Annotated in this window: 24 protein-coding genes; 17 read left to right on the top strand and 7 right to left on the bottom strand. The window is 40.2% G+C overall.

Annotated elements, in window-relative coordinates; genetic code table 11:
• Positions 1–60 precede the first annotated feature (60 nt).
• The 4 genes from D1B33_RS02760 to D1B33_RS02745 all read left to right on the top strand — a co-directional run bounded on the left by D1B33_RS02760 (position 61) and on the right by D1B33_RS02745 (position 3334).
• Positions 61–510 (top strand): tripartite tricarboxylate transporter TctB family protein, encoded by a 450-nt coding sequence (locus D1B33_RS02760; protein ID WP_118874799.1) that lies wholly within the window; start codon positions 61–63, stop codon positions 508–510.
• 14 nt (positions 511–524) lie between these two features.
• A complete protein-coding gene (locus tag D1B33_RS02755) occupies positions 525–2051 on the top strand; it encodes a tripartite tricarboxylate transporter permease (protein WP_118874798.1) in 1527 nt (508 codons plus the stop codon).
• Positions 2052–2220: 169 nt separating this feature from the next.
• The gene (locus D1B33_RS02750) at positions 2221–2682 is read left to right on the top strand and encodes a CidA/LrgA family protein (RefSeq protein WP_233549360.1); all 462 of its coding nucleotides are present in this window, start codon (positions 2221–2223) and stop codon (positions 2680–2682) included.
• Entirely contained in the window at positions 2648–3334 is a 687-nt protein-coding gene (locus D1B33_RS02745) for an LrgB family protein (protein ID WP_118874796.1), read from the top strand. Before D1B33_RS02750 ends, D1B33_RS02745 begins: the two co-directional genes overlap by 35 nt.
• Before the next feature lie 64 nt (positions 3335–3398).
• On the opposite strand, the gene D1B33_RS02740 is transcribed toward D1B33_RS02745, so the two are convergent.
• A complete protein-coding gene (locus D1B33_RS02740) occupies positions 3399–4868 on the bottom strand; it encodes an aminotransferase class I/II-fold pyridoxal phosphate-dependent enzyme (protein WP_118874795.1) in 1470 nt (489 codons plus the stop codon).
• A gap of 141 nt (positions 4869–5009) precedes the next feature.
• On the opposite strand from D1B33_RS02740, the gene D1B33_RS02735 reads away from it, so the two are divergent.
• Both D1B33_RS02735 and D1B33_RS02730 read left to right on the top strand, forming a co-directional pair.
• Positions 5010–5969, top strand: a complete 960-nt coding sequence (locus D1B33_RS02735) for an NAD(P)H-dependent flavin oxidoreductase (protein WP_118874794.1) — start codon at positions 5010–5012, stop codon at positions 5967–5969.
• Positions 5970–5991: 22 nt separating this feature from the next.
• Positions 5992–6261, top strand: a complete 270-nt coding sequence (locus tag D1B33_RS02730) for a UPF0223 family protein (RefSeq protein ID WP_118874793.1) — start codon at positions 5992–5994, stop codon at positions 6259–6261.
• A gap of 89 nt (positions 6262–6350) precedes the next feature.
• On the opposite strand, the gene D1B33_RS02725 is transcribed toward D1B33_RS02730, so the two are convergent.
• Together D1B33_RS02725 and D1B33_RS02720 are read right to left on the bottom strand one after the other, a co-directional pair.
• Positions 6351–7580 carry an NAD(P)/FAD-dependent oxidoreductase gene (locus tag D1B33_RS02725; RefSeq protein WP_118874792.1) on the bottom strand — a complete coding sequence of 410 codons (1230 nt, stop codon included), beginning with the start codon at positions 7578–7580 and terminating at the stop codon, positions 6351–6353.
• A gap of 320 nt (positions 7581–7900) precedes the next feature.
• A complete protein-coding gene (locus D1B33_RS02720) occupies positions 7901–8530 on the bottom strand; it encodes a YktB family protein (protein ID WP_118874791.1) in 630 nt (209 codons plus the stop codon).
• 115 nt (positions 8531–8645) lie between these two features.
• Between D1B33_RS02720 and D1B33_RS02715 the strand changes: the two genes are divergently transcribed.
• Positions 8646–8843, top strand: coding sequence for a hypothetical protein (locus D1B33_RS02715; RefSeq protein WP_118874790.1), 198 nt, complete (start codon positions 8646–8648; stop codon positions 8841–8843).
• A 159-nt stretch (positions 8844–9002) separates the two neighbouring features.
• Entirely contained in the window at positions 9003–9794 is a 792-nt protein-coding gene (locus D1B33_RS02710; protein WP_118874789.1) for an inositol monophosphatase family protein, read from the top strand.
• A 341-nt stretch (positions 9795–10135) separates the two neighbouring features.
• Here D1B33_RS02710 and D1B33_RS02705 read toward each other — a convergent pair whose 3' ends face one another.
• The gene (locus D1B33_RS02705) at positions 10136–10321 is read right to left on the bottom strand and encodes a DUF5325 family protein (RefSeq protein ID WP_118874788.1); all 186 of its coding nucleotides are present in this window, start codon (positions 10319–10321) and stop codon (positions 10136–10138) included.
• A gap of 144 nt (positions 10322–10465) precedes the next feature.
• Here D1B33_RS02705 and typA point away from each other — a divergent pair, with 144 nt between their 5' ends.
• The 5 genes from typA to D1B33_RS02680 all read left to right on the top strand — a co-directional run bounded on the left by typA (position 10466) and on the right by D1B33_RS02680 (position 15797).
• Positions 10466–12310: a translational GTPase TypA gene (gene typA / locus D1B33_RS02700; RefSeq protein ID WP_118874787.1), complete on the top strand. Its 1845-nt coding sequence runs from the start codon at positions 10466–10468 to the stop codon at positions 12308–12310.
• Between the two features lie 44 nt (positions 12311–12354).
• Positions 12355–12741 carry a YlaH-like family protein gene (locus D1B33_RS02695; protein ID WP_118874786.1) on the top strand — a complete coding sequence of 129 codons (387 nt, stop codon included), beginning with the start codon at positions 12355–12357 and terminating at the stop codon, positions 12739–12741.
• Positions 12742–13243: 502 nt separating this feature from the next.
• The gene (locus tag D1B33_RS02690) at positions 13244–14242 is read left to right on the top strand and encodes an ABC transporter substrate-binding protein (RefSeq protein WP_118874785.1); all 999 of its coding nucleotides are present in this window, start codon (positions 13244–13246) and stop codon (positions 14240–14242) included.
• On the top strand, positions 14243–15010 hold the full coding sequence (locus D1B33_RS02685) for an ABC transporter ATP-binding protein (protein WP_118874784.1): 768 nt from the start codon (positions 14243–14245) through the stop codon (positions 15008–15010).
• Complete coding sequence (locus D1B33_RS02680) at positions 15003–15797, top strand: ABC transporter permease (protein WP_118874783.1); 795 nt, start codon at positions 15003–15005, stop codon at positions 15795–15797. The genes D1B33_RS02685 and D1B33_RS02680 overlap by 8 nt, the downstream gene beginning before the upstream one ends.
• Before the next feature lie 122 nt (positions 15798–15919).
• Here D1B33_RS02680 and D1B33_RS02675 read toward each other — a convergent pair whose 3' ends face one another.
• Together D1B33_RS02675 and D1B33_RS02670 are read right to left on the bottom strand one after the other, a co-directional pair.
• On the bottom strand, positions 15920–16123 hold the full coding sequence (locus tag D1B33_RS02675; protein WP_118874782.1) for a YlaI family protein: 204 nt from the start codon (positions 16121–16123) through the stop codon (positions 15920–15922).
• A gap of 18 nt (positions 16124–16141) precedes the next feature.
• Positions 16142–16642, bottom strand: a complete 501-nt coding sequence (locus D1B33_RS02670) for a peptidyl-prolyl cis-trans isomerase (protein ID WP_118874781.1) — start codon at positions 16640–16642, stop codon at positions 16142–16144.
• Between the two features lie 177 nt (positions 16643–16819).
• Between D1B33_RS02670 and D1B33_RS02665 the strand changes: the two genes are divergently transcribed.
• Genes D1B33_RS02665 through pyc form a run of 3 tightly spaced genes read left to right on the top strand, consistent with a single transcriptional unit; the run spans position 16820 to position 21788 of the window.
• Positions 16820–17101, top strand: coding sequence for an Fpa/YlaN family protein (locus tag D1B33_RS02665; protein ID WP_118874780.1), 282 nt, complete (start codon positions 16820–16822; stop codon positions 17099–17101).
• Positions 17102–17161: 60 nt separating this feature from the next.
• The gene (locus D1B33_RS02660) at positions 17162–18337 is read left to right on the top strand and encodes an FtsW/RodA/SpoVE family cell cycle protein (protein ID WP_118874779.1); all 1176 of its coding nucleotides are present in this window, start codon (positions 17162–17164) and stop codon (positions 18335–18337) included.
• 13 nt (positions 18338–18350) lie between these two features.
• Positions 18351–21788, top strand: a complete 3438-nt coding sequence (gene pyc, locus D1B33_RS02655) for a pyruvate carboxylase (protein ID WP_118874778.1) — start codon at positions 18351–18353, stop codon at positions 21786–21788.
• A 115-nt stretch (positions 21789–21903) separates the two neighbouring features.
• Here pyc and D1B33_RS02650 read toward each other — a convergent pair whose 3' ends face one another.
• Positions 21904–22836 (bottom strand): COX15/CtaA family protein, encoded by a 933-nt coding sequence (locus tag D1B33_RS02650; RefSeq protein WP_118874777.1) that lies wholly within the window; start codon positions 22834–22836, stop codon positions 21904–21906.
• Positions 22837–23822: 986 nt separating this feature from the next.
• On the opposite strand from D1B33_RS02650, the gene coxB reads away from it, so the two are divergent.
• Positions 23823–24893, top strand: coding sequence for a cytochrome c oxidase subunit II (coxB, locus tag D1B33_RS02645; protein ID WP_118874776.1), 1071 nt, complete (start codon positions 23823–23825; stop codon positions 24891–24893).
• Positions 24894–24906: the final 13 nt, after the last annotated feature.

Below are 24906 nucleotides of genomic sequence, written 5' to 3'. Positions count from 1 at the left end.
GCTGTCCTATAAGCAGAGTCTTAAAGGACAGCATTTTTTTAAATAAATGGAGGCTGGCCTATGACGAATACTTTCGATAAAAGTATGGGTGTTATCTTATTGGTGATCAGTATTTTATTTGTAACAGAAAGTATGAAAATCTCGGGAAGCGCATATGGATCCGTGATTGGACCCAAAACCTATCCATTAATACTGGGAATCATACTTGGATTCTTAAGTTTACGGTTATTATACGAAACTTTTAGGAAGAATTCTGAAACACCGGAAAAGATGAAGTTAAATTATAAACGATTTGGAATAATATTAGTTTCTGCTATCCTATATGTATTTTTGCTAGAAATAATCGGTTATATTTTAGCTACTTTCCTATTCTTATTGATTTCTTTTTGGGTTATGGAAAAAGGGAAACTTTTATCTACCATACTTATTGCACTCTTTTTTACATTAGGCGTTTATTTGATGTTCGTGACTCTCCTAGGAGGATCTTTACCTAAATTTACTTTATTTTAAGCGGGGGGTTGTAAATGGCAACGTTTCAATTTTTGATGGATGGATTTGCCACAGCTTTACAGTGGCATAATATATTATTTGCACTGGTCGGTGTAATTATAGGTACGGCAGTGGGAGTTCTACCAGGTATCGGACCTATGAGCGGCGTGGCTTTATTAATACCCATTACTGCTACGCTAACATCGGGGCTGCCAACGGAATCAGCTGCAGCCAGTTCGATTATTTTACTGGCCGGCGTTTATTATGGAGCGATGTACGGGGGCTCTACAACTTCTATTTTATTAAATACACCGGGTGAATCTTCGTCGGTGGTTACTGCACTGGATGGCTATCAAATGGCTAGGCAGGGACGGGCTGGTGCTGCTTTATCCATTGCAGCGATTGGATCCTTTGTTGCAGGTATTGTGTCCCTAATTGGCTTAGTATTGCTGGCAGAGCCTCTATCCAATATTGCCTTGGAATTTGGACCAGCTGAATATTTCTCTTTGATGCTTTTGGGTTTATGTGCCGTTAGTGGTCTTGCGGGAAAATCAATGACCAAAGCATTGATTATGACAGTGCTGGGTCTGATGCTGGGGACAATCGGAATAGACGGAGTTTCTGGAATTGCAAGGTTTACATATGACATACCAGTGTTATATGGGGGAATTGAATTTTTAACAATTGCGGTGGGATTATTTGCCTTGGGAGAAGTATTTAAAACGATTCTGGAGAAAGAAGCAGACACAGACCCAATTGCCAAAATTACGCGTATATTGCCAACGAAACAAGATTTAAAAGAAAGCGCCAAACCAATTGCGAGGGGATCTTTATTAGGATTCTTCATCGGAGTACTTCCGGGTGCCGGCGCGACACTGGCATCATTCTTTTCCTATATAACAGAAAAAAAAGTCAGCAAAAATCCGGATTCGTTTGGGAAAGGAAATATCGCCGGAGTAGCGGGACCGGAGTCAGCCAATAATGCGGCTTCTGGCGGCGCGATGATTCCACTATTAACCTTGGGAATTCCAGGTTCAGGAACAACCGCTATATTAATGGGAGCACTCATTATGTATAACGTGCAGCCAGGCCCATTGTTATTCGATGACCACCCAGAAATCGCCTGGGGGCTAATTGCAAGTATGTTTTTTGGGAACTTGATATTATTGATCCTAAATATGCCTTTGGTACGGGTATTCGCTAAAATTATTCAAACACCTCAAAAATATTTGCTGCCGATTATTATTGCTATTTCCTTCTTTGGTGTTTATGCGGTTCAGTATTCGACGTTTGATTTATACTTGCTGCTTGCTTGTGGGGTATTGGGGTATTTATTTTCCAAAAATGACTACCCAGTAGCTCCATTAGTGTTGGCCTTGGTTTTGGGACCGATGATTGAGAATAATATGAGACGTGCCTTAACCATTTCAAACGGCGATTATAGCATTTTTGTTACGAGTCCGTTATCATTGGCATTTTTAATCGTTGCGTTTGCTTGGATTTTCGTACCGATTATCCTGAAATTTACTGGAAGAAAAGTTATTGTAAATGAAGAAGAATAAATCCTGCAGGAGAGATAAAGAATATTTTCTTTGTCTCTCTTTTAATTTCTTAATCCTGAGACAATGCTAACTCTCGAAAATGGAATGCTATAATTGAAGGGATAGTTTAAATTAGGAAGAATTATAGACAACCTATTTTTATAGGGGTAAAATAGCGTTTATTAAGGGGGTGAGTGGCAATAAGAGAAAGTTGCTTTCTATCTATTGCCGATTGATGCGAATCATAAGAATAATTGCTCAAATTCTATTATTGTATATTTTTTATTATATGGGTGTCTTTATTGTTGAATTGACAGGATTGCCATTGCCTTCCAGCATTATCGGCCTGGTACTGTTAGCGGTTTGCCTGAAAATGAAGCTGGTGAAAGTGGAGTATATCCGAGAAGGCGCGGGGTTTTTAATAGCGTTTATGACCTTGTTTTTTATCCCTCCGATTGTCGGCATTATTGATTATCCACAATTGTTGTCAGGCAATGGGATGATTCTGATGGGCACTGTTGTTGCAAGTACTTTGTTTGCCATTCTATGTACAAGCAAATTAAGTGAATTAATCGAGAAAAAAGAAATGGCCATAAAAGAAAAGAAAGAAAGGGAGGATGAAGGAAGTGAAGGCAGTCATTTACATAATTAGTACTGTCCTGGTATATATATTGATGTACCAGTTGCATAAAAGATATCCCTATGCTTTTCTTTTGCCAATCTTAACGACGACCATCGTCCTGGTAGCGGCATTATTATTGTTTGAAATTCCATTTTCCGAATACATGGAGGGCGGAAAGTATATTCAACATCTACTGGGTCCTGCTGTTGTGGCTTTAGCCTACCCGTTGTACAACCAACGGCATCTCATTTCGAAATTTAAATATACGATTCTTTCGGGAATTTTTATCGCCATGATCAGCGGTCTATTAAGCGTGTATTTCATCCTGAAAGCATTAAAATTGGAAGAGCGTTTTATCTTAACGTCCTTGCCAAAATCGCTCACAACCCCCATCGCGATGCAAGTAAGCGAATCAATTGGCGGGATTCCATCGCTAACGGCGGTTTTTGTAATGATTGCCGGGTTCACGGGCGCCTTATTTGGTCCAATTCTTTATAAGATGCTAAAAGTAAATTCACCGATTAGTAGAGGAATTTCAATGGGAAGTGCCAGTCATGGAGTGGGGATTTCAAAATTGAAGGATTATGGGGAAGAAGACCTTTCAATGGGTTCCTTATCAATGGGGTTGAGTGCTGTCATCGGTGCAATTCTCTGCCCGATATTTGTTTTCTTTTTCTTTTAAAATAAAAACACGATTTTCACTACCATTATAGTGAGAATCGTGTTTTATTTTATCGAAATTTGCCTTAAATGATTGGCATACGCTCTTTTATTACGCGGATTGTTTTTAGAGTAAGATCTTCAGGACCCTGTACAGGTAATCCTGCTTCTACATTCATTTTAATATATTCGATATTATCTTCCGTAATTATTTCCCCGGGAATGAAAATTGGGATTCCAGGAGGGTATACCATAATAAATTCTGCGCAAATATACCCAGCAGATTCATCTAAAGGCATTACTTCTGTACTAGCGTAAAACGCATCGCGCGGAGTCATCGCCAACGCTGGAATATCAGGTACATTAACAATCGTTTCTGTTACAGCCGCTTTCAATTCGTATTCTTGCGACATTCTTTGCAATGCATTGACAAGCAGATTAATTTCTTTTTTCGTATCTCCCAATGTAATCAAGCAAAGAATATTGTAAAGGTCGGATAGTTCAACTTCAATATTCGCGTTATTTCGCAGCCATTCTTCCGCTTGATGTCCCGTAATTCCCAAATCTTTTACACTAATAAGGATTTTAGTAGGGTCCATGTCATAAGTTGCAGAAGAATGCAAGATTTCTCTGCCTGCCACTTTTAAATGCGGAATCTTATTGATACGCTTTCTCGCATCTTTTGCAAGGCGAAGGCATTCATCGATTAAATCATACCCATGTACTGCCAACTGGCGTCTAGCGCAGTCCAGCGATGCTAGAAGCGGGTATGAAGTTGAAGTCGTCGTAAGCATAGATAAAACGGACTGAACTCGATTGACAGAAACTAAGCCTTCACGCACGTTCAAAACGGAACTCCCTGTCATGGAGCCGCCTAATTTATGAACGCTTGTTGCGGCCATATCGGCTCCCGCTTGCATAGCGGAAAGCGGTAACTCGTCATGGAATTTGATATGAACACCGTGTGCTTCATCCACTATTACCGGGATATTATGTTCGTGTACCATATCTACAATTCGTTTTAAATCAGTTGCAAAGCCAAAATAAGTAGGATTGATCACCAACATCGCTTTTGCATCTGGAAAAGTTTTAAGTGCTTTTTCAACAGATTCAACAGAAATTCCGTGGGCAATTCCATATTCTTTATCAACTTCTGGAGCAATGAATATTGGAATGGCACCGGAAAGGACAATCGCTGACATTGTTGATTTATGGACATTCCGTGGTACCAATATTTTATCGCCTGGACCGACGACGGATAAAATCATCGTCATGATGGCGCCACTAGTACCTTGAACGGAAAAGAATGTATGATCAGCACCAAAGGCTTCAGCTGCTAAATCTTGAGCTTCTTTAATCGCGCCTTTTGGTGAATGTAAGTCATCTAGTGGAGCAATATTGATTAAATCAATTGATAAAACGTTGTCGCCGACGAACTCACGAAAAGCTGGATCCATTCCTTGACCCTTTTTATGTCCCGGTATATGGAATTGTATCGGATGTCTATTTCGATGTTTGAGCAATACGTCGAACAATGGAGTCTCTAACTGTGACAACGCAGGTACCACCTCACTTTATATAAATTACAAAACAAGAAGAATTATAGCACCTATTCAATTTCAACGCCACAAAAAAATTAAAGGAATTTTTTCTATTAAAGAGAAGTATACAATAATTAAGAGAAAGGGGATATGAAAATGATTTGGGATACCCGGGTTGCAAGATTACTAGAAATCAACTATCCAATCATACAGGGTGGGCTTGCTTATTTGGCTTATTCCGATCTTGCGGCAGCTGTTTCCAATGCAGGCGGATTAGGTCAAATAACGGCCATGAGCTTAAAATCTCCACAACTATTAAGAGACGAAATAAAAAAAGTAAAGGAAAAGACGGATAAGCCTTTTGGCGTTAACTTTGCCATTGGGATGCATGGCACAGGCTTCGAAGAAATGGTTCGAGTGGCAATAGACGAAAAAGTACCTGTTGTTTCAATGACAGGCGGAAATCCGGCACCGATTTTTGAACTTTTGAATGGGACAAATATAAAAAAATTAGTGTTGGTCGCTGCTGTAAGACAGGCTCAAAAAGCTCAACAACTTGGAGCGGATGCCGTAATGGTAGTAGGGCAGGAAGGAGGAGGCCATCTGGGGCGAGATGATGTGGGAACAATGGTTTTGGTTCCCAGGGTGGCAGACAGTGTCTCCATTCCTGTTATTGCTTCAGGCGGCATTGGAGATGGACGTGGTTGGATGGCTGCACATGCGTTGGGAGCGGAAGGAATTGAAATGGGAACGCGTTTTATTGCAACAAAAGAATGCATCCATGCCTCCCCTGAGTATGTTCAGCGTTTAATTCAGAGCTCGGAATCCGATACTACGATTATTAAGCGCTCGATTGGTGCACCAGCACGGGTATTAAGAAATGAGTTTGCGGAAAAAATAATAGAAACGGAAAAAAAGACGCCTACTTACGAAGCTCTTAAAGAGTATATAAGCGGCGAAGTGAACAAAAAATTCATTTACGATGGCGATGAGCAGAATGGTTTTGGTTGGGCGGGCCAAGTAACCGGTCTGATCCAGGACGTTCCATCCGTTCATGAGTTAATCCAGCGAATGGTTGCACAGGCAGAAGAAATAAGAGTAAAATGGGGTCACTAAAGCAAGAAGGCGGGGTCTTTTAATGGAATATTCTTATCCATTTTCAACGGATTGGTCCACAACGGAAATAATTGATGTAGTTACGTTTTTTGAAGGAATTGAACAAGCATACGAAAAGGGAATCAAACGGGAAGATATGCTTGCGAGATATCGGCGTTTTAAAGAAATTGTCCCTTCTCAATCGGAAGAAAAAACAGTATTTCGCGAGTTTGAAGAAGTTAGCGGATATGTAAGCTATAAAGTTGTTAAACTAACAAAAGAGCTGGAAAATGGAAAAATCATAAAAATGTAAAGAATTTGCAGTTTCAAAAGTGCGCATGAATGTTTTTTAGCATTCATGCGTTTTTATTTTCGTTTTTTTCATGGAAGCGGGCTAGCGGATTAGGCAATGGACAACTCACAAAGGTTTTTTCTTTTGGGGGATACAATGTGTGTATCTGCGTTCTCTCTTCCTGCAATAAAATTACTGATCATTTTGGCGCCAAGTGCACTGTAGACTGTCCCGTTTCCGCCGTAGCCGAGCAAATAATAATGATTCGGTTTTGTGGGATGTGGGCCTATGAATGGCAATTGGTCTTTTGATTCAGCGAATGTAGCAGCATAGCAATAATCCACTTCTAAATCTAAATGCGGGAATAGTTGTTTCGTTTGACTTAAAAGCTTTTCCGCGCACTCATTAATTATTTTTTCATCAGTTGGGGCTTCCGGGATATTTTCATCCATGCCTCCAACCATAATTGCCCCTTCTGCAGTTGTTCGCATATACAAATACGGTCTGTTCGTTTCCCAAATCATTGCTTGATTATGCCAGTGAGTATTGGATTCAATTGGTTTTGTCACCATAACATAAGAACGATTGAACACGCTGTTTTCGCTTTCCGCATTAAGATTTTTTTCATAGCCAATAGTATAGATTACATCTTTGGCCAGGAATTGGTGAGAATTGGTTTGCAGCTGAACTTCGTTGTTTTCATAAGTGGTATCTTCAACAACGGTATCTTCAAATAAATGCACACCGTGATTTTGCAAATACGTTAATATGCCAGTAATGAATTTTAACGGGTTAATTTCTGCGTCTTGATACGTCACGATTGCTCCCGGTTTATAGAATGGCATGTACGTTGATAAAGTTAGCCCATCCCAATATTCGCAGGGGAATCTATTGTCGTACAACGTTTCATATTCTTTTTTCAATTTTTCAACATGGGAAACGTCGCTGGCAAAATAGATGCTGGGCCGTCGAACAAAATCAACATCAACAGGAAGCTCTTTTGCGATTTTTTCGATATCGTCTATTGCTTCGTAAGATAATCGATAGAAGCGGACAGCATCCTTTTTTCCAATCTGATCAATAAGATCTGAAAGCATAATATCATTTGAATATTGAAGCAAGCCGGTATTGGCGGCTGTACTGCCCTGTCCAAATTTTCTTTTCTCTAAAATGGCTACAGACAGCCCATCTTTTAATAATCTATAAGCGGTTAAACAACCTGACATACCGCCCCCTATAATAATCGCATCATATCGTTTTTTTGGTTTTTCCGGTTTTTTTGCTTTGAATGGAGTTGATAAAGTCGTCGGCCAATATAATGACCCATTATGAAGATTCATGTAGTACACTCCTTAAATGTCTAAATTGCTCGGTAAACTTTACCCGGTTTCGCTTTTTTATAATCATCCATTCTTTTGGAATTTCTAAAAGTACGCAAAATAATGAGTATGGCGGAAAAGAGTAATCCAGGAAGGGGATATTGGAAGCCGAGGAAAAAATAAGATGGAATTATGTAATGTTTGCTAGGTGGATGTGCATATTAATGATACAACACACCAAAACGAAACACAGAGAGAAGTAAATGAAGGCTGGAAATGAAAAAAAGCAAAAGCTTGTACACTTTTGCCTTTTGCAGCCATCAACCAAGTTGAGATTTGCTTTATTTTCCTATGATCAAGTTGTAGATGGGCAGTAAAGCTTCAAAAGTTTTCTCGGTCGTTTGCAAAAATTGTTCGGGAGAAAGATTGACCGCTTCTTTTTTTGAAATATGACGCCCAACCAGAAATTCACCCTTTTTAACGTCCCTTAAGCGAATGAGCAAGTCTTCAAGCTGTTTTTCCTCACGCCCTATTTTTAAAGAAATTGCGTCTTGTGACATGTGGTCACCCGAAATGATGAAATCATTTGGCAATTTGTCAAAGTGGTCAATATGCTCCAGTAAACGTGTTGCCATTTCAGATTTTTGGGGTGCTTCATAAATAATTGCAACAATGATGAATAAATGTGTATTCCAAAGCCCAACTTGAAAATGAGGAAGCGATTTATAGCCACGTTTATACGGCGCAAAAGCTACCCAGGAATCTTTGGGAGGATTGATTGTTCTTCGGGCATGTTTCGCAACATGTGCAAAGAATTCATCCCCGGTTTGAGCGCTAAAGTAACTGGAAAAAATATCGCCCAATTGCTGGAATTTTGGACGGACAACGGTTGTTAAAGCTTCCATTCGCTGCTCCAGCCCGTCTATTTCAAAAACTTCAAAGTCTTGGTTTGTCCATTGGATTTGGTCCATTAATTGCAGCCTCCTCATTGCATTTCATGTTTATTTTAACGGTTTTTTGGGAAAAATTTTGTAACAAACAACTTCATGAGACAAAAATTTTAAAAATGAAAGGGAAGTGATTTCTATGAAACAGATGATTAAAATTATACGCAAAGTCGACATCGAAAAGCAATATGAACAAGTTCTGCGCCTGGAGCTTGATTATGAGCTGGCCTCCTTGTATGCTGCCATGCAGGAAAAAGATGAAAAAGAAATGGAAAAAAGCAAGAAACGATTAAAAGAAATCCAAGATGAATTAGATGGTCTTCACGCTTATGTTTGACAAGTTAATCGATTGTTAAAATCACTTGCGCCTTCTTGGTCTGCAAGTGATTTTTGTTATAATTAAATGGTAAACCATGAATATTATGAAAATTCCTCGAAATAAAGTAGAACTTCAGTTATTCTAATGGAAAGGTTTATATAAAAAGGTGGGGGCTAAATGGATTTAAAAGTAATAGACAAGTTCGCGAAGGAAATGATTTTAGAGGCGGGTAAACGCATAAGAAGCGCTTTTTCATATGACATCATTATCGAAACGAAAGCAAATCCAAACGATTTGGTAACAAATATTGACCGGGAAACAGAAACTTTTTTTATTAACCACATAAAAGCAACTTATCCTACCCATAAAATTTTGGGGGAAGAAGGGATGGGTGAACGAGTGGACTCGCTTGAAGGCCCCGTCTGGATAATCGATCCGATTGATGGCACCATGAATTTTATAAAACAGCATCGGCATTTTATGATTACAATCGGTTTTTTTGTTGATGGTGTAGGGAAACTTGGGTACATATATGATGTAATGAGGGGGGATTTGTTCCATGCCATACATGGGGAAGGGGCATGGTACAATAATACGCCGCTAAGCAAACTGGAGCCTTTGAATCTTGAGGAAGCAGTTATTGGAATAAACGCTACTTGGGTCGCACCGAATAAAAAAGTAAATCACGAGAAAATCATTGATTTGGTCAAAAAGGTAAGAGGGACAAGATCATATGGCTCGGCAGCAATGGAAATTGCCTTTGTAGTAAGCGGGAAGCTGGATGCCTATATTTCGATGAGGTTATCGCCCTGGGATATTGGCGGGGGAACGGTGATTGCGCAAGAAGTTGGAGCCATTGCTTCCAACTTAAAAGGACAACCCTGCAATCTGTTGTCGCAAGATACGTTTATTATCGCAAACCCATTCATCTATGAACAAATACTGACTGATTATATTGAAGAAAAATAAAATAAAGAGCACGATTTGCGATTGTTTTAACTCGCAAATCGTGCTTCTAAAGGATCAAGAAAGAAATATGTTTTTCGGAGTCCAACGAGCTATTGTCCAGCTCCGGCGCCCAGTCCGAGTCTTGAGGTCGCGGTCTGCTGCTGTCGCTACGCTTTCGCGCAAAAAAAATCTGCCCTCGGTCGAAAGCGAAAAGATGCTTCGCGATTCAGCCGGCGCTTGAGGCTCACACGACGTGAGTCATGTCGGCGTTGCTGCTGTCGCTTCGCTTTCGCGCAAAAAACATCTGCCACAGGACGTGGCGTTATCGCCTACGCGGGGCAAAGCATGGCGCCTACGCTTTTCTATAAAAGCCCTTGGTCGCGGAATTTGCGTTTCGTTTTGAAGCCTACTGACATAACAACATATAATGCAACGATTCCTGCGATTGCACCGAGCCAAGTTTGTGCTGCAATTGCATAGCCGATGGAAATCATCGATAGCATTGCTGCAATAGCAAAAATAAACATAACTGCTTTTGCTTTGTTCATGGGAAATTGCCTCCTTGGTATGTATGTAAAAACCGGATTATTAATAATATTGAGAAACTGTAAAAAAACAAAAAAAGACAATTTACTCTTCTTGTGCTATAATAACACAGTTAATCATTCGAAAAAAGAATATGGAGTGGAATAATGACAAAGTTACGCGAAGATTTACGCAATATCGCAATTATCGCACACGTTGACCATGGGAAAACAACATTAGTAGACCAATTGTTAAAACAATCGGGAACTTTTCGTTCAAATGAACATGTCGAAGAACGTGCAATGGACTCAAATGATATCGAACGTGAACGCGGGATTACAATCCTTGCTAAAAATACAGCAGTAAATTATGAAGGAACAAGAATCAACATCCTGGATACTCCTGGACATGCCGATTTCGGTGGAGAAGTAGAACGTATTTTAAAAATGGTAGATGGCGTTTTATTGGTAGTAGATGCATATGAAGGTTGTATGCCGCAAACACGCTTCGTTTTGAAAAAAGCATTGGAGCAAAAATTAACGCCAATCGTTGTTGTAAACAAAGTGGACAAAGACTCTGCCCGTCCGGAAGAAGTCGTGGATGAAGTATTGGATTTATTAATCGAATTGGGCGCCGATGAAGAGCAATTGGAATTCCCGGTTGTATTTGCTTCCGGTGTTAACGGGACAGCATCGCTGGATTCAGACCCATCAAAACAAGAAGAAAATATGAAGTGCCTATTTGAATCAATTATCGAGCACATTCCGGCACCGGCTGATACACGCGAAGAGCCTCTTCAATTCCAAGTGGCGTTGCTTGATTATAATGACTTTGTAGGACGTATCGGAATCGGACGCGTTTTCCGTGGAACGATTCATGTAGGTCAACAAGTTGCTTTAATGAAACTTGATGGATCTGTGAAAAACTTCCGCGTGACTAAATTATTCGGTTTCTTCGGGTTGAAACGTGAAGAAATTCAAGAAGCGTACTCAGGTGATTTAGTTGCGGTTTCGGGAATGGAAGAAATCAATGTAGGAGAAACAGTTTGTCCGATTGACCATCAAGATGCGCTTCCACCGATGCGTATAGATGAACCAACATTACAAATGACTTTCTTGGTTAACAACTCTCCATTTGCTGGTCGTGAAGGAAAATGGATTACATCAAGAAAAATCGAAGAACGTCTTCGTTCACAGCTGCAAACAGACGTATCCCTTCGCGTAGAAGATACGGATTCACCGGATGCCTGGATTGTATCAGGTCGTGGAGAACTGCATTTATCCATTTTAATCGAGAATATGCGTCGTGAAGGCTATGAATTGCAAGTGTCAAAACCGCAAGTAATCATTCGTGAAATTGATGGCGTACAATGTGAACCGATTGAACGCGTACAAATTGATGTACCGGAAGACAGTGTAGGTTCAGTAATTGAATCTCTTGGTAACCGTAAAGGTGAAATGCTGGATATGATCAATGAAGGAAACGGACAAGTTCGTATTATCTTCATGGTTCCAGCACGTGGATTAATTGGCTATACAACGGAATTCATGAGTTTAACAAAAGGTTTCGGAATCATCAACCATACTTTTGATTCATATCAACCAGTTGTTGCCGGCCGTGTTGGCGGTCGTCACCAAGGCGCGCTTGTGTCCATGGAAACAGGGAAATCAACTACTTACGGCATGATGCAAATCGAAGACCGCGGTACACTATTCGTGGAACCGGGTACTGAAATTTATGAAGGTATGATTGTCGGCGAGAATAACCGCGATAATGATATCACCGTTAATATTACAAAAATGAAACAAAAAACAAACGTTCGTTCAGCTACTAAAGATGCAACAAACGTTATTAAACGCCCTCGTATTTTAACGCTTGAAGAGGCACTGGAGTTCCTTGATGAGGACGAGTATTTGGAAGTAACGCCAGAATCGATTCGTTTACGCAAACAAATTCTTGATAAAAACGAACGCGAAAAACAAGCGAAAAAGAAAAAGAACGCTGAACAATAAGATGTTCACGACTTTGCGGGGAAATGTGAAAGGTGTCCTAGAAGATGAACTATTATGGAATCCTAAACTATATTTCTGCATCTGCACCTACGAATGCGAGTGAGAATGCATTTGTGTTCAACCGTATGTCAGGCATCACTCGTTATCTATACGAAAATATGCCAAGTTACCAGTTGGCTGGTTATGCTACATTTATTTTGGTATTTGTTTTATCTGCAATTGTCTATAAACTTGGCTTTGCGAAAAATGATTTAAAACTCGTACAGAATGTGATCATTTATATTTTCCTTTTTATAGGTTGTATCGTTTTGACATTCTTGGCACTATTCTTGCCGATGATTGAAGGCTTGATTGTGGCAGCATTGATTTTAATTCTGTACAAGACACGTTTATGGCGTGAAAAACGTGAAGAAAAAAGAGCTGCGTCATAATTGAATAGTTTATTGTAAGCATTATGGGTGACCTGAAAGTTGTTGAAAAGCAACTTTCAGGTCGCTTTTTTTATGGTGTCATAGATGCAAAATAGGCGAAAGGAAGATTTGAAGTTTTCTATAAGGAGAAAAAAGCATGTGAGCCAGCGTTCCATAGCAAACCTTTTTATAATGCTATTGAAAGTCAAAAGAAGCTGCGATTCCGAAAGAAAAGCGCTTCATAAGCGGGATGAACTGCAAAACGCGAGAGGGAGGCATCGGAAAAGAGCTTCATAGGCAGGATGAACTGCAAACCTAGAGAGTATACCATTAGAAAAGCCTTTCATAAGCCCGATGAAGTGCAAATGAAGCAAACGTTTCTTTCGAAAAGCCCTTCATAAAATCTTTAAAGATAACATTTATCAAAATCCCCTATGACAACAAATTTCTAGGTATTCACACATTTTTCCCAAAAAGCATACTCTACCTATGATAAACCAGTAAGAATAGGGAGGTTGGGGCATTGAATAAATGGGTAAAGTCTAGTCTGTTTGTTGCAATTTTAAGTCTCGCGGTTCTTCTAGTTACAGCATGCGGCGAAAAGGAAGAACTTCAAAAAGTTAAGGTCGGTGAAGTAACTCGCTCCATTTTCTACGCACCTCAATATGTAGCCATTACCCAAGGCTTCTTTGAAGAAGAAGGGCTGGATATAGAATTATCGACAGTTGCCGGTGGCGATAAAACGATGACGGCGCTTTTGTCGGATGGCATCGATATTGCGCTTGTTGGTTCGGAAACGTCGATTTATGTAACTGCGCAAGGGGCAAATGATCCTATTAAAAACTTCGCACAATTGACGCAGACGGATGGAACGTTTTTGGTTTCAAGGGAAAAGATTGAAGATTTTTCGTGGGATATGCTAAAAGGTACCACATTCCTTGGTCAACGCAAGGGCGGGATGCCTCAGATGGCGGGCGAGTTTGTATTGAAGAAACATGGAATCGACCCCCACGCTGATTTGGAGCTAATCCAGAATATCGATTTTGCCAATATTTCAACAGCCTTTGCTTCCGGTACAGGGGATTTTGTTCAATTATTTGAGCCAACCGCTAGTGTATTCGAGGCAGAAGGAAAAGGGCATATCGTTGCTTCTTTTGGTACCGAATCCGGTCACTTGCCGTATACCGTCTTCATGGCAAAAGACAGCTTTATGAATGATAACCCCGAAACAATCGAGAAATTTACACGTGCATTGAAAAAAGCTCAGGATTTTGTTTATGAATCTTCTGCTGAAGAAGTCGCAAAAGCGATTCAGCCATTCTTTGAAGAGACAGAAGTAGAGTTGATTGCTACCGTAGTGGAACGTTACCGGGAACAAGAATCGTACGCAAAAGATCCGATATTGGATGAAGAAGAGTGGAACAACCTGCAAGATATTATGGAAGAAGCGGGAGAACTGCCAAAGCGTATGGACTATAACGAACTTGTGGACACAACCTTTGCGGAAAAGGTTTTGAAATAGATGGATTTCTTGACGGTTGAAAATGTACACCATACGTATTTATCCAAGGAAGCGGCAACAGAAGCACTCTCAAATATCAACTTAACCATCCATCAAGGTGAATTTGTTTCATTCATCGGTCCCAGCGGATGCGGCAAAACGACTCTTCTTTCCATTATTGCCGGGCTGTTTGAACCAGCGTCCGGTACCGTGAAAATCGAGAATCAATCGGTTTTCGGAAATAAAGATTTATCAATCGGCTATATGCTGCAGCAGGATTACCTGTTTCCTTGGAAGACAATCGAGGATAATATTACTCTCGGTTTGAAACTTCTTAACAAGGACAGTGAAAGCTACGCATCGACAGCCTCAAATCTATTGAAGGATGTCGGGCTGCCGCCTGTTGAAAAGAAATATCCGCGCGAACTTTCTGGCGGGATGCGGCAGCGCGTGGCATTGGCCAGAACCCTTGCAGTTGACCCAAAGATTCTGTTGCTGGATGAACCATTTTCAGCCCTGGATTATCAGTCGAAACTAAAACTTGAGGATTTGGTTTCGAATAAATTAAAAGAATATGGCAAAACAGCAGTTCTTGTCACTCACGACCTAGGCGAAGCCATTGCCATGAGCGATCGAATTTTCCTTTTTTCCGCAAGACCCGGCAAAGTATATCGAGTTTTCGAAGTGCCCGAGGAATTAAGAGCTCTAACGCCTTTTGAAGCACGAGCGCATTCAAGCTATTCCTCCCTGTTCCAGCTTATTTGGAAGGAGCTTGAAAGTCTTGAATAACCAAAAACTTCATGAACAATTTATATTGTCGCTAAAACAGGAAAAGAGATTGGTTCGATTTTATCAATTTTTGATTTTGATTGTCTTTTTTGGATTGTGGGAAGCTGCCTCACATTTAAGGTGGATAGACCCACTCATTTTCAGTTCTCCTTCGAAGGTATTTCATTTGCTTGCCGAAAAGCTGGCAGATGGAACCATATTGGTGCATATTGGCTATACCCTATTTGAAACGGTACTGGGATTCATCATCGGTACATTGCTGGGAACCATCTTAGCTGCGATTTTATGGTGGTCGCCGTTTCTTTCCAAAGTATTCGATCCCTATCTGGTTGTATTAAACTCCATGCCCAAAGTGGCACTTGGACCTATATTGATTGTAGCAATGGGACCCGGCATGACTTCGATTATTACAATGGGCGCGATTATTTCGGTCATTATTTCGACAATCGTGATTTATACATCGTTTCGGAATGTCGATGCCAACTATTTAAAGGTACTCCAAACTTTTAATGCAACACGAAGCCAAATGTTTAAGGAGGCAATCTTGCCTTCCTCGTTTCCGACAATCATTTCAACTTTAAAGGTAAACGTTGGTTTGTCATGGGTGGGGGTTATAGTAGGGGAGTTCCTTGTTTCATCCAAAGGGCTTGGATATTTGATCATCTACGGATTCCAAGTGTTTAACTTCAACCTCGTGCTTATGTCGCTGCTCATCATTGCGGTATTTGCAACAATCATGTACCAGTTGGTGGAAATGCTCGAAAAGAAATTGATTAAAAACGAATAGGCATAATGAAGATCTTTGTGCATTTGCGCGACCGATTTCAGCAAAGGAAACTTTGTCGATGAAAACTAAAAGGCCGGTTTTGAAAAATCATCATTTTTCAAACCGACCTTTTTTATGATTCCTTAGAACTCTTCATCAATCGGAGAGGAAGTTCGGAAAAAACGGAAATTTCCAGTTGCCAATCTTGCCTCCGTATTCGCTGCAATCCGATCATAGCAGGTTTCACACATATACGTATGAATCGGCCGATTGCGTAATTTCTTGGCTAAGGGTGCGTCATCATCAAGCTCGTTGATGGAATCACATATGACACATTTGACTCGCATTTTTTATTGGTCCTCCTATTAGTCAACTCGGATTGCCGCGATATTTTTAATGGGATTGTCAACATTTGAACCATCCGCATATAAAAGATGAACCGGACCGCCATCCATGATGGGTTTACCGTCTTGGCTATACTTAAAAATGAGTGAGTTCGCTTCTTCAATCGAGAAAGCATGCTCTTCTCCGTCTTTTAGCTCGAACACAACTTTTTCTGCATTATCCTGGATTTCTGCATTTTTCAGAAAGTGTTTAATCTGCATACCGAATGTACCCGTTTTCATTCCTTGACGGTCAAATTTTCTTTCTGTTTTTAAAGTAGGAGGGAATGTAGCTCCTTCCATAATTTCGCGCGACCAGTGTTTGCCAGTATTTAAAAGATATTTTAAATCCTCGTCTTCCTGTTCGTTGCCGACGGAAAAGTAGGTTGTTAAATCCAATCGGCGATCATCGAAGATCCAGACAGTAGGATCCAATGTAATTTTATATTTAACTGCACCTTTAATAGGTATGATATTTTCCATTTCCAAAGTCCCCCTATATCTATCAATCCTTTTTAAGTATAACGCTACTTATGGCAATTAATAAAGAAATTTAATCAAAAATCGCCTTTTCATATGTATGCACTTGCATTTTTATCAGCTTACAGATAAACTTTAATAAGATAGAATAGAAGAAATTCAAATGATGGGGGCGTCCTCATGGATACGAAATCACAAGCTTCCTACCAGGATCAAGCTTTGGAATTGCTGCTTAAAGATGCAGATAAAATTGCACGTTTAATAAAAGTTCAAATGGACCATTTAACAATGCCATCGTGTCCTTTATATGAAGAAGTACTAGATACGCAAATGTTTGGCTTATCGCGTGAGATTGACTTTGCCGTGAAGCTTGGATTAATTGACCGTGAACGAGGGAAAGACATCCTTGATACATTGGAAAAGGAACTTTCTTTGCTGCATGAGGCGTATACAAACAAATAATTTAAAACTCAAACGCTATTTTCGCGCTTTGAGTTTTTTTTCTAAGACGAGGAATTTAAAATGAAAAAATATCTTTATCATTATGTCAGGAACTTTGATTATCCGCTATTTTTTACATATATATTTTTATGTTTATTCGGGCTTGTAATGATTTATAGCGCCAGCATGATGGTGGCCATGGTTTATGAAGACCAGGATCCCGATTATTTTTATAAAAGGCAGTTGCTGAATCTTGTCGTAGCATCTGTTGCGTTTTTTGTCGGTGCGTTCATTCCGTATAAACATTATAGTAATAAAAAGTTGATGGTAGTTATGCTTTCCATTATGCTAATTTTAATGTTTTGGGTATGGAACTTTGGGACCGGGGCTGAAGAAACAGGTTCCCAAAGTTGGATCGACCTTGGTTTCATGAACTTTCAGCCTTCCGAATTCGCAAAACTATTTATCATTCTATATTTTGCAGGCGCCTTTTATAGAAAAAGTTTAAAGAATTCCATTGAGAACTTGGGTCCAAACAATATTATCTATCCGATTTTGGTATGGCTGTTCATTATATTCTGTGTGGCCAACGAAACGGATTTGGGTGCCGTGATGATTATTTCTGGAATCGCGATTGCTGTCGTTGCAGCAAGCGGTATTCAATTTAAAAAGTTTCTTAAATTTTTTGGTGTATTAGCTGGATTTGGTTCTGCTTTAATTGGTTTTGTCTTATTAATCAAAGGGGACGAAATTTTAACGGAAAATCGAATTGGCCGCATTAAGGCCTTTTTGAACCCTTTTGAATATGAAGATGGGTCAAGCTACCAAATCATTAATGGATATATTGCAATCGGTTCCGGAGGCTTGGATGGGGTTGGCTTAGGACAGTCCATTCAAAAACTGGGATATCTCCCGGAACCGCAGACAGACTTTATCATGGCAATCATTGCCGAAGAATTGGGGATTTTAGGCGTTATCATTGTATTGGGCGGGTTGGGATTTATCGTTTTTAGAGCTTTAAGTGTCGCACTGAAAACGAAAGATCCGCTAGCCAGAATGATTGCTGCCGGCATTGGGAGCTGGATTGCCGTACAATCATTTATCAACCTTGGGGGATTATCGGGACTTATCCCGTTAACCGGTGTTACGCTGCCTTTTATCAGTTACGGCGGAACATCTATATTATTGCTATCTTTTGCAATGGGAGTACTCATTAATGTTTCCATGTATGTGAAACTGGAAAAGAAGAGATCATAGGGGGTATGTTTTTGTGAAGAAAATCAACAAAATTTTGGTTGCAAACAGAGGGGAAATTGCCATCCGTATTTTTCGTGCCTGCAACGAACTAAAGCTAAAAACGGTGGCAATTTATTCAAGGGAAGATAGTGGTTCCTACCACCGTTATAAAGCGGATGAATCCTACCTTGTCGGCGAAGGGAAAAAGCCGATCGATGCTTACCTGGATATCGAGGGAATCATCGAAATCGCTAAAGATGCAGAAGTCGATGCCATTCACCCTGGTTACGGCTTCCTATCCGAAAACCTTGAATTTGCTAAGCGCTGTGAACAGGAGGGCATTATCTTTATCGGTCCTACTTCACAACATTTGGATATGTTTGGGGACAAAGTAAAAGCAAGAGAACAAGCTATTGCAGCGAAAATCCCAGTCATTCCTGGCAGTGATGGACCAGTTTCAAGCATTGAGGAAGTGATTGAATTCGGGGAGAGTCATGGCTATCCTCTCATGATTAAAGCAGCTCTTGGGGGCGGCGGTCGCGGGATGCGCCTTGTTCATTCAAAAGATGAACTTGCATCAAGCTATGAACGTGCGAAATCCGAAGCAAAAGCGGCTTTTGGTTCAGATGAAGTGTACGTAGAAAAAGCCATTATTAAACCAAAGCATATTGAAGTTCAGATCCTGGGAGATGCTTCGGGCAATATTGTTCATTTGTATGAACGTGATTGCTCGATTCAAAGACGCCATCAAAAGGTAGTCGAAATTGCTCCATCCAACTCCATCTCCGATGATCTTCGCCAACGAATTTGTGATGCAGCTGTACAGTTAATGCAAAATGTTAACTACATAAATGCAGGTACCGTAGAGTTTTTAGTTTCTGGCGATAATTTTTACTTTATTGAGGTAAATCCGAGAATTCAGGTAGAACATACCATTACAGAAATGATTACGGGTATTGATATTGTACATGCCCAGATTAAAATTGCCGAAGGTCACCAGCTGCATTCCAATGAAGTGGGAATTCCGGCACAAAATGAAATTCCTTTATTTGGCTATGCGATTCAATCCCGTGTGACAACGGAAGATCCGGCAAACGACTTTATGCCGGACACTGGCAAGCTGATGGTTTACCGTTCAAGTGGCGGTTTCGGAGTTCGTCTGGATGCAGGGAATGGATTCCAGGGTGCAGTTGTAACACCATATTATGATTCTTTGCTGGTTAAAATTTCAACTTGGGGAATGACATTTAAAGAAGCGGCGAACAAAATGCACCGCAATTTAAGAGAGTTCCGTATTCGAGGCGTTAAAACCAATATTCCATTCCTGGAGAATGTCGTTCTTCATGAAAAGTTTATTACAGGTGTGTTCGATACTAGCTTTATTGATACAACACCGGAATTATTTGATTTCCCGATTCGCAAAGACCGAGGAACAAAATTATTGAATTATATTGGAAACGTCACGCTAAATGGCTTCCCTGGTGTCGAGAAACGATCAAAACCAATTTTGGTTCAGCCTCACAAACCAAAGCTGGACCTTAAATCAACAGAAATTTTGCCTGGTACAAAGCAAATCCTTGATGAGCGCGGTGCGGAGGGGCTTGTTACATGGGTAAAAGAGCAAAAAGATGTATTGTTGACTGATACAACTTTCCGTGATGCCCATCAATCATTGTTGGCGACACGTGTTCGCTCCCAAGATATGTACCAAATTGCCGATTATAATGCCCGCATGCTAAACGATTTCTTCTCATTTGAATTATGGGGTGGCGCAACGTTTGATGTAGCCTACCGCTTCTTGAAAGAAGACCCATGGGCTCGATTGGAAAAATTGCGCAAGCAAATGCCGAATGTTCTTTTCCAAATGCTGTTCCGCGGAGCAAATGCAGTTGGTTACAAGAACTACCCAGATAATTTAATCCGTGAATTTATTCAGGAATCGGCATCTTCCGGAATCGACGTATTCAGAATATTCGATAGTTTAAACTGGATTAAAGGGATGGAAGTCGCTATTGATGAAGTACGCCAAACAGGAAAAATTGCTGAAGCGGCGATTTGCTATACGGGGGACATTTTGGATGATTCCCGCGCAAAATATACAGTTCAATATTACAAAGATATGGCGAAGGAATTGGAAGCTGCAGGAGCTCATATTTTGGCAATCAAAGATATGGCTGGCTTGCTGAAACCGGAAGCTGCATACCGTTTAATTTCAGAGCTGAAAGAAACGACAAATCTGCCAATCCACCTTCATACACATGATACGAGCGGCAATGGGATCTACACATATGCGAAAGCGATTGAAGCAGGAGTAGACATTATCGATACGGCATTGGGTGCTATGTCCGGTTTAACTTCGCAGCCAAGCGCCAACTCATTGTACTATGCGATGAAAGATGGACAACGCGAAGTACGTGCAAATATTGATGCTCTTGAAGAATTGTCATACTACTGGCAAGATGTTCGTACATTTTATGGTGATTTCGAAAGCGGGATGAATAGTCCGCACTCGGAAATTTATGTACATGAAATGCCAGGCGGCCAGTACAGCAACCTTCAGCAACAAGCAAAAGCTGTTGGATTGGGCGATCGCTGGGATGAAGTAAAGAAAATGTATTCACGCGTAAACTTGCTGTTTGGGGACATTGTTAAAGTAACACCATCTTCAAAAGTTGTGGGTGATATGGCATTGTTCATGGTGCAAAATGACCTGAATGAAGAAAATATCTTTGAACGTGGATGGTCTATTGACTTCCCGGATTCTGTAGTGGAATTATTCCAAGGATACTTGGGTCAAATCCCTGGCGGTTTCCCGGTAGAATTGCAAAAAGTCATTTTAAAAGACAGAGAAGCCATAACAGTACGTCCAGGAGAGCTGTTGGAACCAGTAAACTTTGCACAACTTGAAGAAACATTATCCGGAAAACTATCGCGTCCTGTGACAAAACAAGATGTTCTGGCATACGCGCTATATCCTAAAGTGTTTGAAGAGTATATGACAGCATGCAGCCTATTCGGCGATATTTCGGTTTTGGATACACCAACATTCCTGTATGGTTTAAAATTGGGTGAAGAAATCGAAGTGGAAATCGAAAAAGGAAAAACGCTGATTATCAAGCTCATCGAAATCGGAGAGCCGCAACATGATGGCACACGTATCATGTACTTTGAACTGAATGGACAATCACGTGAATTGGTTATCCAGGATATGACAGTTGAAGTTGATGGCAATACATCTGTTAAGGCAGATCCAAGCAATCCAAATCAAATTGGTGCAACAATGCCTGGTACTGTTCTTAAAGTTGTCGTTTCAAAAGGCAGTCCGGTAAAGCGCGGCGATCACTTATTGATCACCGAGGCAATGAAAATGGAAACAACTGTACAAGCTCCAAAAGACGGCGTAGTGAAAGAAGTGTACGCTTCAGCTGGAGATGCCATTTCAACTGGCGATCTATTAATAGAATTTGAGTAATAAAATCATATAACGGGGAAAGGGCAGCGAGTATTTGCTGCCCTTTTTAATATAATAATAATAATAAGAGAGGTTGTCCCAAAACTGGACAACCTCTCTTATGTGTTTATAAAAGTCAGCGATGATTCTTTTCGTTATAATTGCTGCGGGAAACGAGCAATATCATATAGCATAATAAACCGAATAGGCATGAGATAAATAATGAATGCAATAAAGAAACGATTAAGTTAAGTTTCGTAAATATAATCAACATGCCGGTCATCATTTGAGCGAGTAGAATCAGAAATGCAATTATCCAGCCCCAGTAAATAACACGCTGATTTTTGTAATGCTTCATGGTATGTATCAAAATATATAAAATCCATATGAAAATCAATAGTACTGCAAAACGGTGTCCCATTTGGACCCATTCATACATATTGCTTGGCAGTGCAAACGGGGTTTCGTTATTGCAGAACGGCCAATCCGAGCAAACTAGGCTGGACTGTGTATGTCTGACTAATGCTCCTGTATAGACGACTATATAGGAATATAATGTAACGCCAATCGTATGAGTTCTTAGTTTTTTCCCGATATATACTTGATCGGCATCGAATTTAGTATCCACTTCAAACACAATCATTGCCAGCAGCAGCACGGACGCGAATGAAATTAACGAGATACCGAAATGAAGCGCTAAAATAAAGTCACCCTGTCCCCATAATACTTGCGCAGCCCCGATTAAGGCCTGAGCCAACAAGAAAAAAATTGAAACTATTCCCAAAAACTTTACTTCGCGAATGTGCCCAAGTTTTCGCCATGTCCAAATAACCAAAGCGAAGACCAAGATTGACACTGCCCCGGTTACAAACCGATGCGAGAACTCTATCAAGACTTCAGTTGTTATTTCCTTTGGAATAAGGGAACCATTACAATCTGGCCAATTTCGTCCGCAGCCCAGTCCACTTTCTGTTTTTGTAACAAGAGCTCCACCCAAAAGAATAAGCAACATGCCAATCGTTGTAGCCAAGGCGATCCATTTCAGTAAGATATTTTGATAATGTTGCATTTTGAGCCACCTTCTTTACCTATCAATACGCTTATTGAAAAAACATGATTTACAGCAAAGTAGGGCAAATCGATGTCTTTTCTTATACTGATAGCCAATGATTATATGGCAATCAGCATAAAAAGCCTGTCTATTTTTGATAATATCGAATAAACAGATAAAAGACAACTTCAATCAGGGAAAGGTTTCCTGATGAGTAAGGGTTTTCACAAATTGTTCATAATTTCGTGCATTTCCATTCACATATATTCCCATAAAATGCATTACTATAGAGATGTTCAAAGGAAAATTATGCTAGCACACTTGCGTGTTTGTGCAAACTTCATCGAAATTTCACTTAATGTCTAGAAATTAGTGACAATTTTCGATATAGTTGTTGTTAGCGGAATATGCTTACAAAAATGAAAGGAATAATCATTTTCCCTTCTCCAAAACTGCAATTATATTACAAAAAAGACTTCATATTTTATGCACTTATAAGGCTTAAGATTATTTTTGCAGATTAGAATCATAGCTTTGATCTATCAAAGTTGAGGTTGAAAAAAGAAGTTCTTTTTTCTAGTTTTGCTGATTAGGCAAAGGGAACATGCTGGTTTTCTTTCAGAAGTTGTAGGTGAAATTTTAAGCACAAGGCACATCAAGCCTACATGTGCGGCTGGTTAGAAGTTGGCAATCATACTGCACAATCAACGATGAGACTGGAAGATAACAAGGTTATTAGATTTTCTTGTCCAGGCAGTTTTTACTAAACCAGTAAAAATGTATAACGATTTCATCGTTTTTTACAGTTTAGCAGAATGCCAAATTCTAAGGTGTAAGGTTCGACTGAAGAAGAAAATTTCAAACACACCCTTTTTTATTTTTTAACGCAGACTTGTTTATTTTCTTTCGGATTTCTTCCTTCAAGGGGGGATTCACATAGAACCACTAGGCCAATGTTTACAGTTGCACACGAAATTCACAAAGAAAGAGGGGTTAATTAAGCTATGATGAAAGGGCTTAAAAAGTGGCGTCTTTTCTCGCTGTTAGCGGTCATGACTGTTTTTCTTTCTGCATGTGGTGAGGAGTATATTTCTACACTTAAACCAGCAGGAGCAGTGGGAAAAGAACAATTTAATTTACTATTATTCTCGATCACGATTATGGCTTTGGTAGTAATAGTAGTATCAGTTCTTTATTTGTATGCTTTTATGAAAGCTCGCCGTTCTAAACTCGGCGATGACTACATGCCAAAACAAGTAGAAGGAAGCCATACACTGGAAGTAATTTGGACAGTAATTCCGATTGTATTGCTATTGATTTTGGCGGTTCCTACTTTAATCGGTACTTATAAGTTTGCTGATGTAAAAGCAATGGAAGAAGTGGATGAAGAAGGAAACAAGACTGCTCTAACGGTCAATGTTACCGCAAAATTATATTGGTGGGAATTTGAATATCCGGAGCAGGGCATTATCACAGCCCAAGAACTTGTGGTTCCTACAGGCGAAAAAGTTTACTTTAACTTAAAAGCTGCTGACGTGAAGCACTCATTCTGGATTCCGGCTGTTGGCGGTAAAATGGATACTAACGTTGAAAACATGAATAAATTCTATTTGGAGTTTGATGAAGAGTCAGAAGGTCTGAAAGATGGCGTATTCTACGGTAAATGTGCTGAGCTGTGCGGTCCTTCGCATGCTTTGATGGACTTTAAAGTGAAAGCTGTAGACCGTGCTGAATTTGACCAATGGGTTGCGGCAATGCAATCTACGGAAGGTGCAACTGCATCGGCGGATTCAACGGACTTAGGGGAACAAACATTTGCAAATAGCTGTTTAATGTGTCACGCAGTTTCCGGTGTTGGGGCAGCAGGCGCGATGGGACCAAACTTGACGGCGTTCGGGGACCGCAATCGTGTAGCGGGAGTGCTTGAACATTCAAAAGAAAGCTTGGAAGAATGGGTTGCTGACCCTGAAAGCATTAAACCAGGGAACTTGATGACTGGTAAATATGGAGAACTTTCCGATGAAGAAATCAGCGCGGTTGCCGATTACATTATGAGTTTATCTGTAGAACAATAATTCAATCTAGATA

The organism is Ureibacillus yapensis, assembly GCF_003515775.1.
In the GTDB taxonomy this organism is placed as follows: Bacteria; Bacillota; Bacilli; order Bacillales_A; family Planococcaceae; genus Ureibacillus; species Ureibacillus yapensis.
The sequence above is the reverse complement of the archived record's forward strand: the minus strand, read 5'-3'. Positions and strand labels throughout refer to the sequence as shown.

Bases quoted from the DNA above. Each gene is read 5' to 3' on its own strand.
- typA (WP_118874787.1), top strand. From the start codon at position 10,466: ATGACAAAGTTACGCGAAGATTTACGCAATATCGCAATTATCGCACAC.
- D1B33_RS02710 (WP_118874789.1), top strand. From the start codon at position 9,003: ATGGATTTAAAAGTAATAGACAAGTTCGCGAAGGAAATGATTTTAGAG.
- D1B33_RS02650 (WP_118874777.1), bottom strand. From the start codon at position 22,836: ATGCAACATTATCAAAATATCTTACTGAAATGGATCGCCTTGGCTACA.
- D1B33_RS02695 (WP_118874786.1), top strand. From the start codon at position 12,355: ATGAACTATTATGGAATCCTAAACTATATTTCTGCATCTGCACCTACG.
- coxB (WP_118874776.1), top strand. From the start codon at position 23,823: ATGATGAAAGGGCTTAAAAAGTGGCGTCTTTTCTCGCTGTTAGCGGTC.
- D1B33_RS02675 (WP_118874782.1), bottom strand. From the start codon at position 16,123: ATGCGAGTCAAATGTGTCATATGTGATTCCATCAACGAGCTTGATGAT.
- D1B33_RS02670 (WP_118874781.1), bottom strand. From the start codon at position 16,642: ATGGAAAATATCATACCTATTAAAGGTGCAGTTAAATATAAAATTACA.
- D1B33_RS02755 (WP_118874798.1), top strand. From the start codon at position 525: ATGGCAACGTTTCAATTTTTGATGGATGGATTTGCCACAGCTTTACAG.
- D1B33_RS02665 (WP_118874780.1), top strand. From the start codon at position 16,820: ATGGATACGAAATCACAAGCTTCCTACCAGGATCAAGCTTTGGAATTG.
- D1B33_RS02725 (WP_118874792.1), bottom strand. From the start codon at position 7,580: ATGAATCTTCATAATGGGTCATTATATTGGCCGACGACTTTATCAACT.
- D1B33_RS02735 (WP_118874794.1), top strand. From the start codon at position 5,010: ATGATTTGGGATACCCGGGTTGCAAGATTACTAGAAATCAACTATCCA.
- D1B33_RS02730 (WP_118874793.1), top strand. From the start codon at position 5,992: ATGGAATATTCTTATCCATTTTCAACGGATTGGTCCACAACGGAAATA.
- D1B33_RS02705 (WP_118874788.1), bottom strand. From the start codon at position 10,321: ATGAACAAAGCAAAAGCAGTTATGTTTATTTTTGCTATTGCAGCAATG.
- D1B33_RS02760 (WP_118874799.1), top strand. From the start codon at position 61: ATGACGAATACTTTCGATAAAAGTATGGGTGTTATCTTATTGGTGATC.
- D1B33_RS02660 (WP_118874779.1), top strand. From the start codon at position 17,162: ATGAAAAAATATCTTTATCATTATGTCAGGAACTTTGATTATCCGCTA.
- D1B33_RS02715 (WP_118874790.1), top strand. From the start codon at position 8,646: ATGAAACAGATGATTAAAATTATACGCAAAGTCGACATCGAAAAGCAA.
- D1B33_RS02720 (WP_118874791.1), bottom strand. From the start codon at position 8,530: ATGGACCAAATCCAATGGACAAACCAAGACTTTGAAGTTTTTGAAATA.
- D1B33_RS02745 (WP_118874796.1), top strand. From the start codon at position 2,648: ATGAAGGAAGTGAAGGCAGTCATTTACATAATTAGTACTGTCCTGGTA.
- D1B33_RS02685 (WP_118874784.1), top strand. From the start codon at position 14,243: ATGGATTTCTTGACGGTTGAAAATGTACACCATACGTATTTATCCAAG.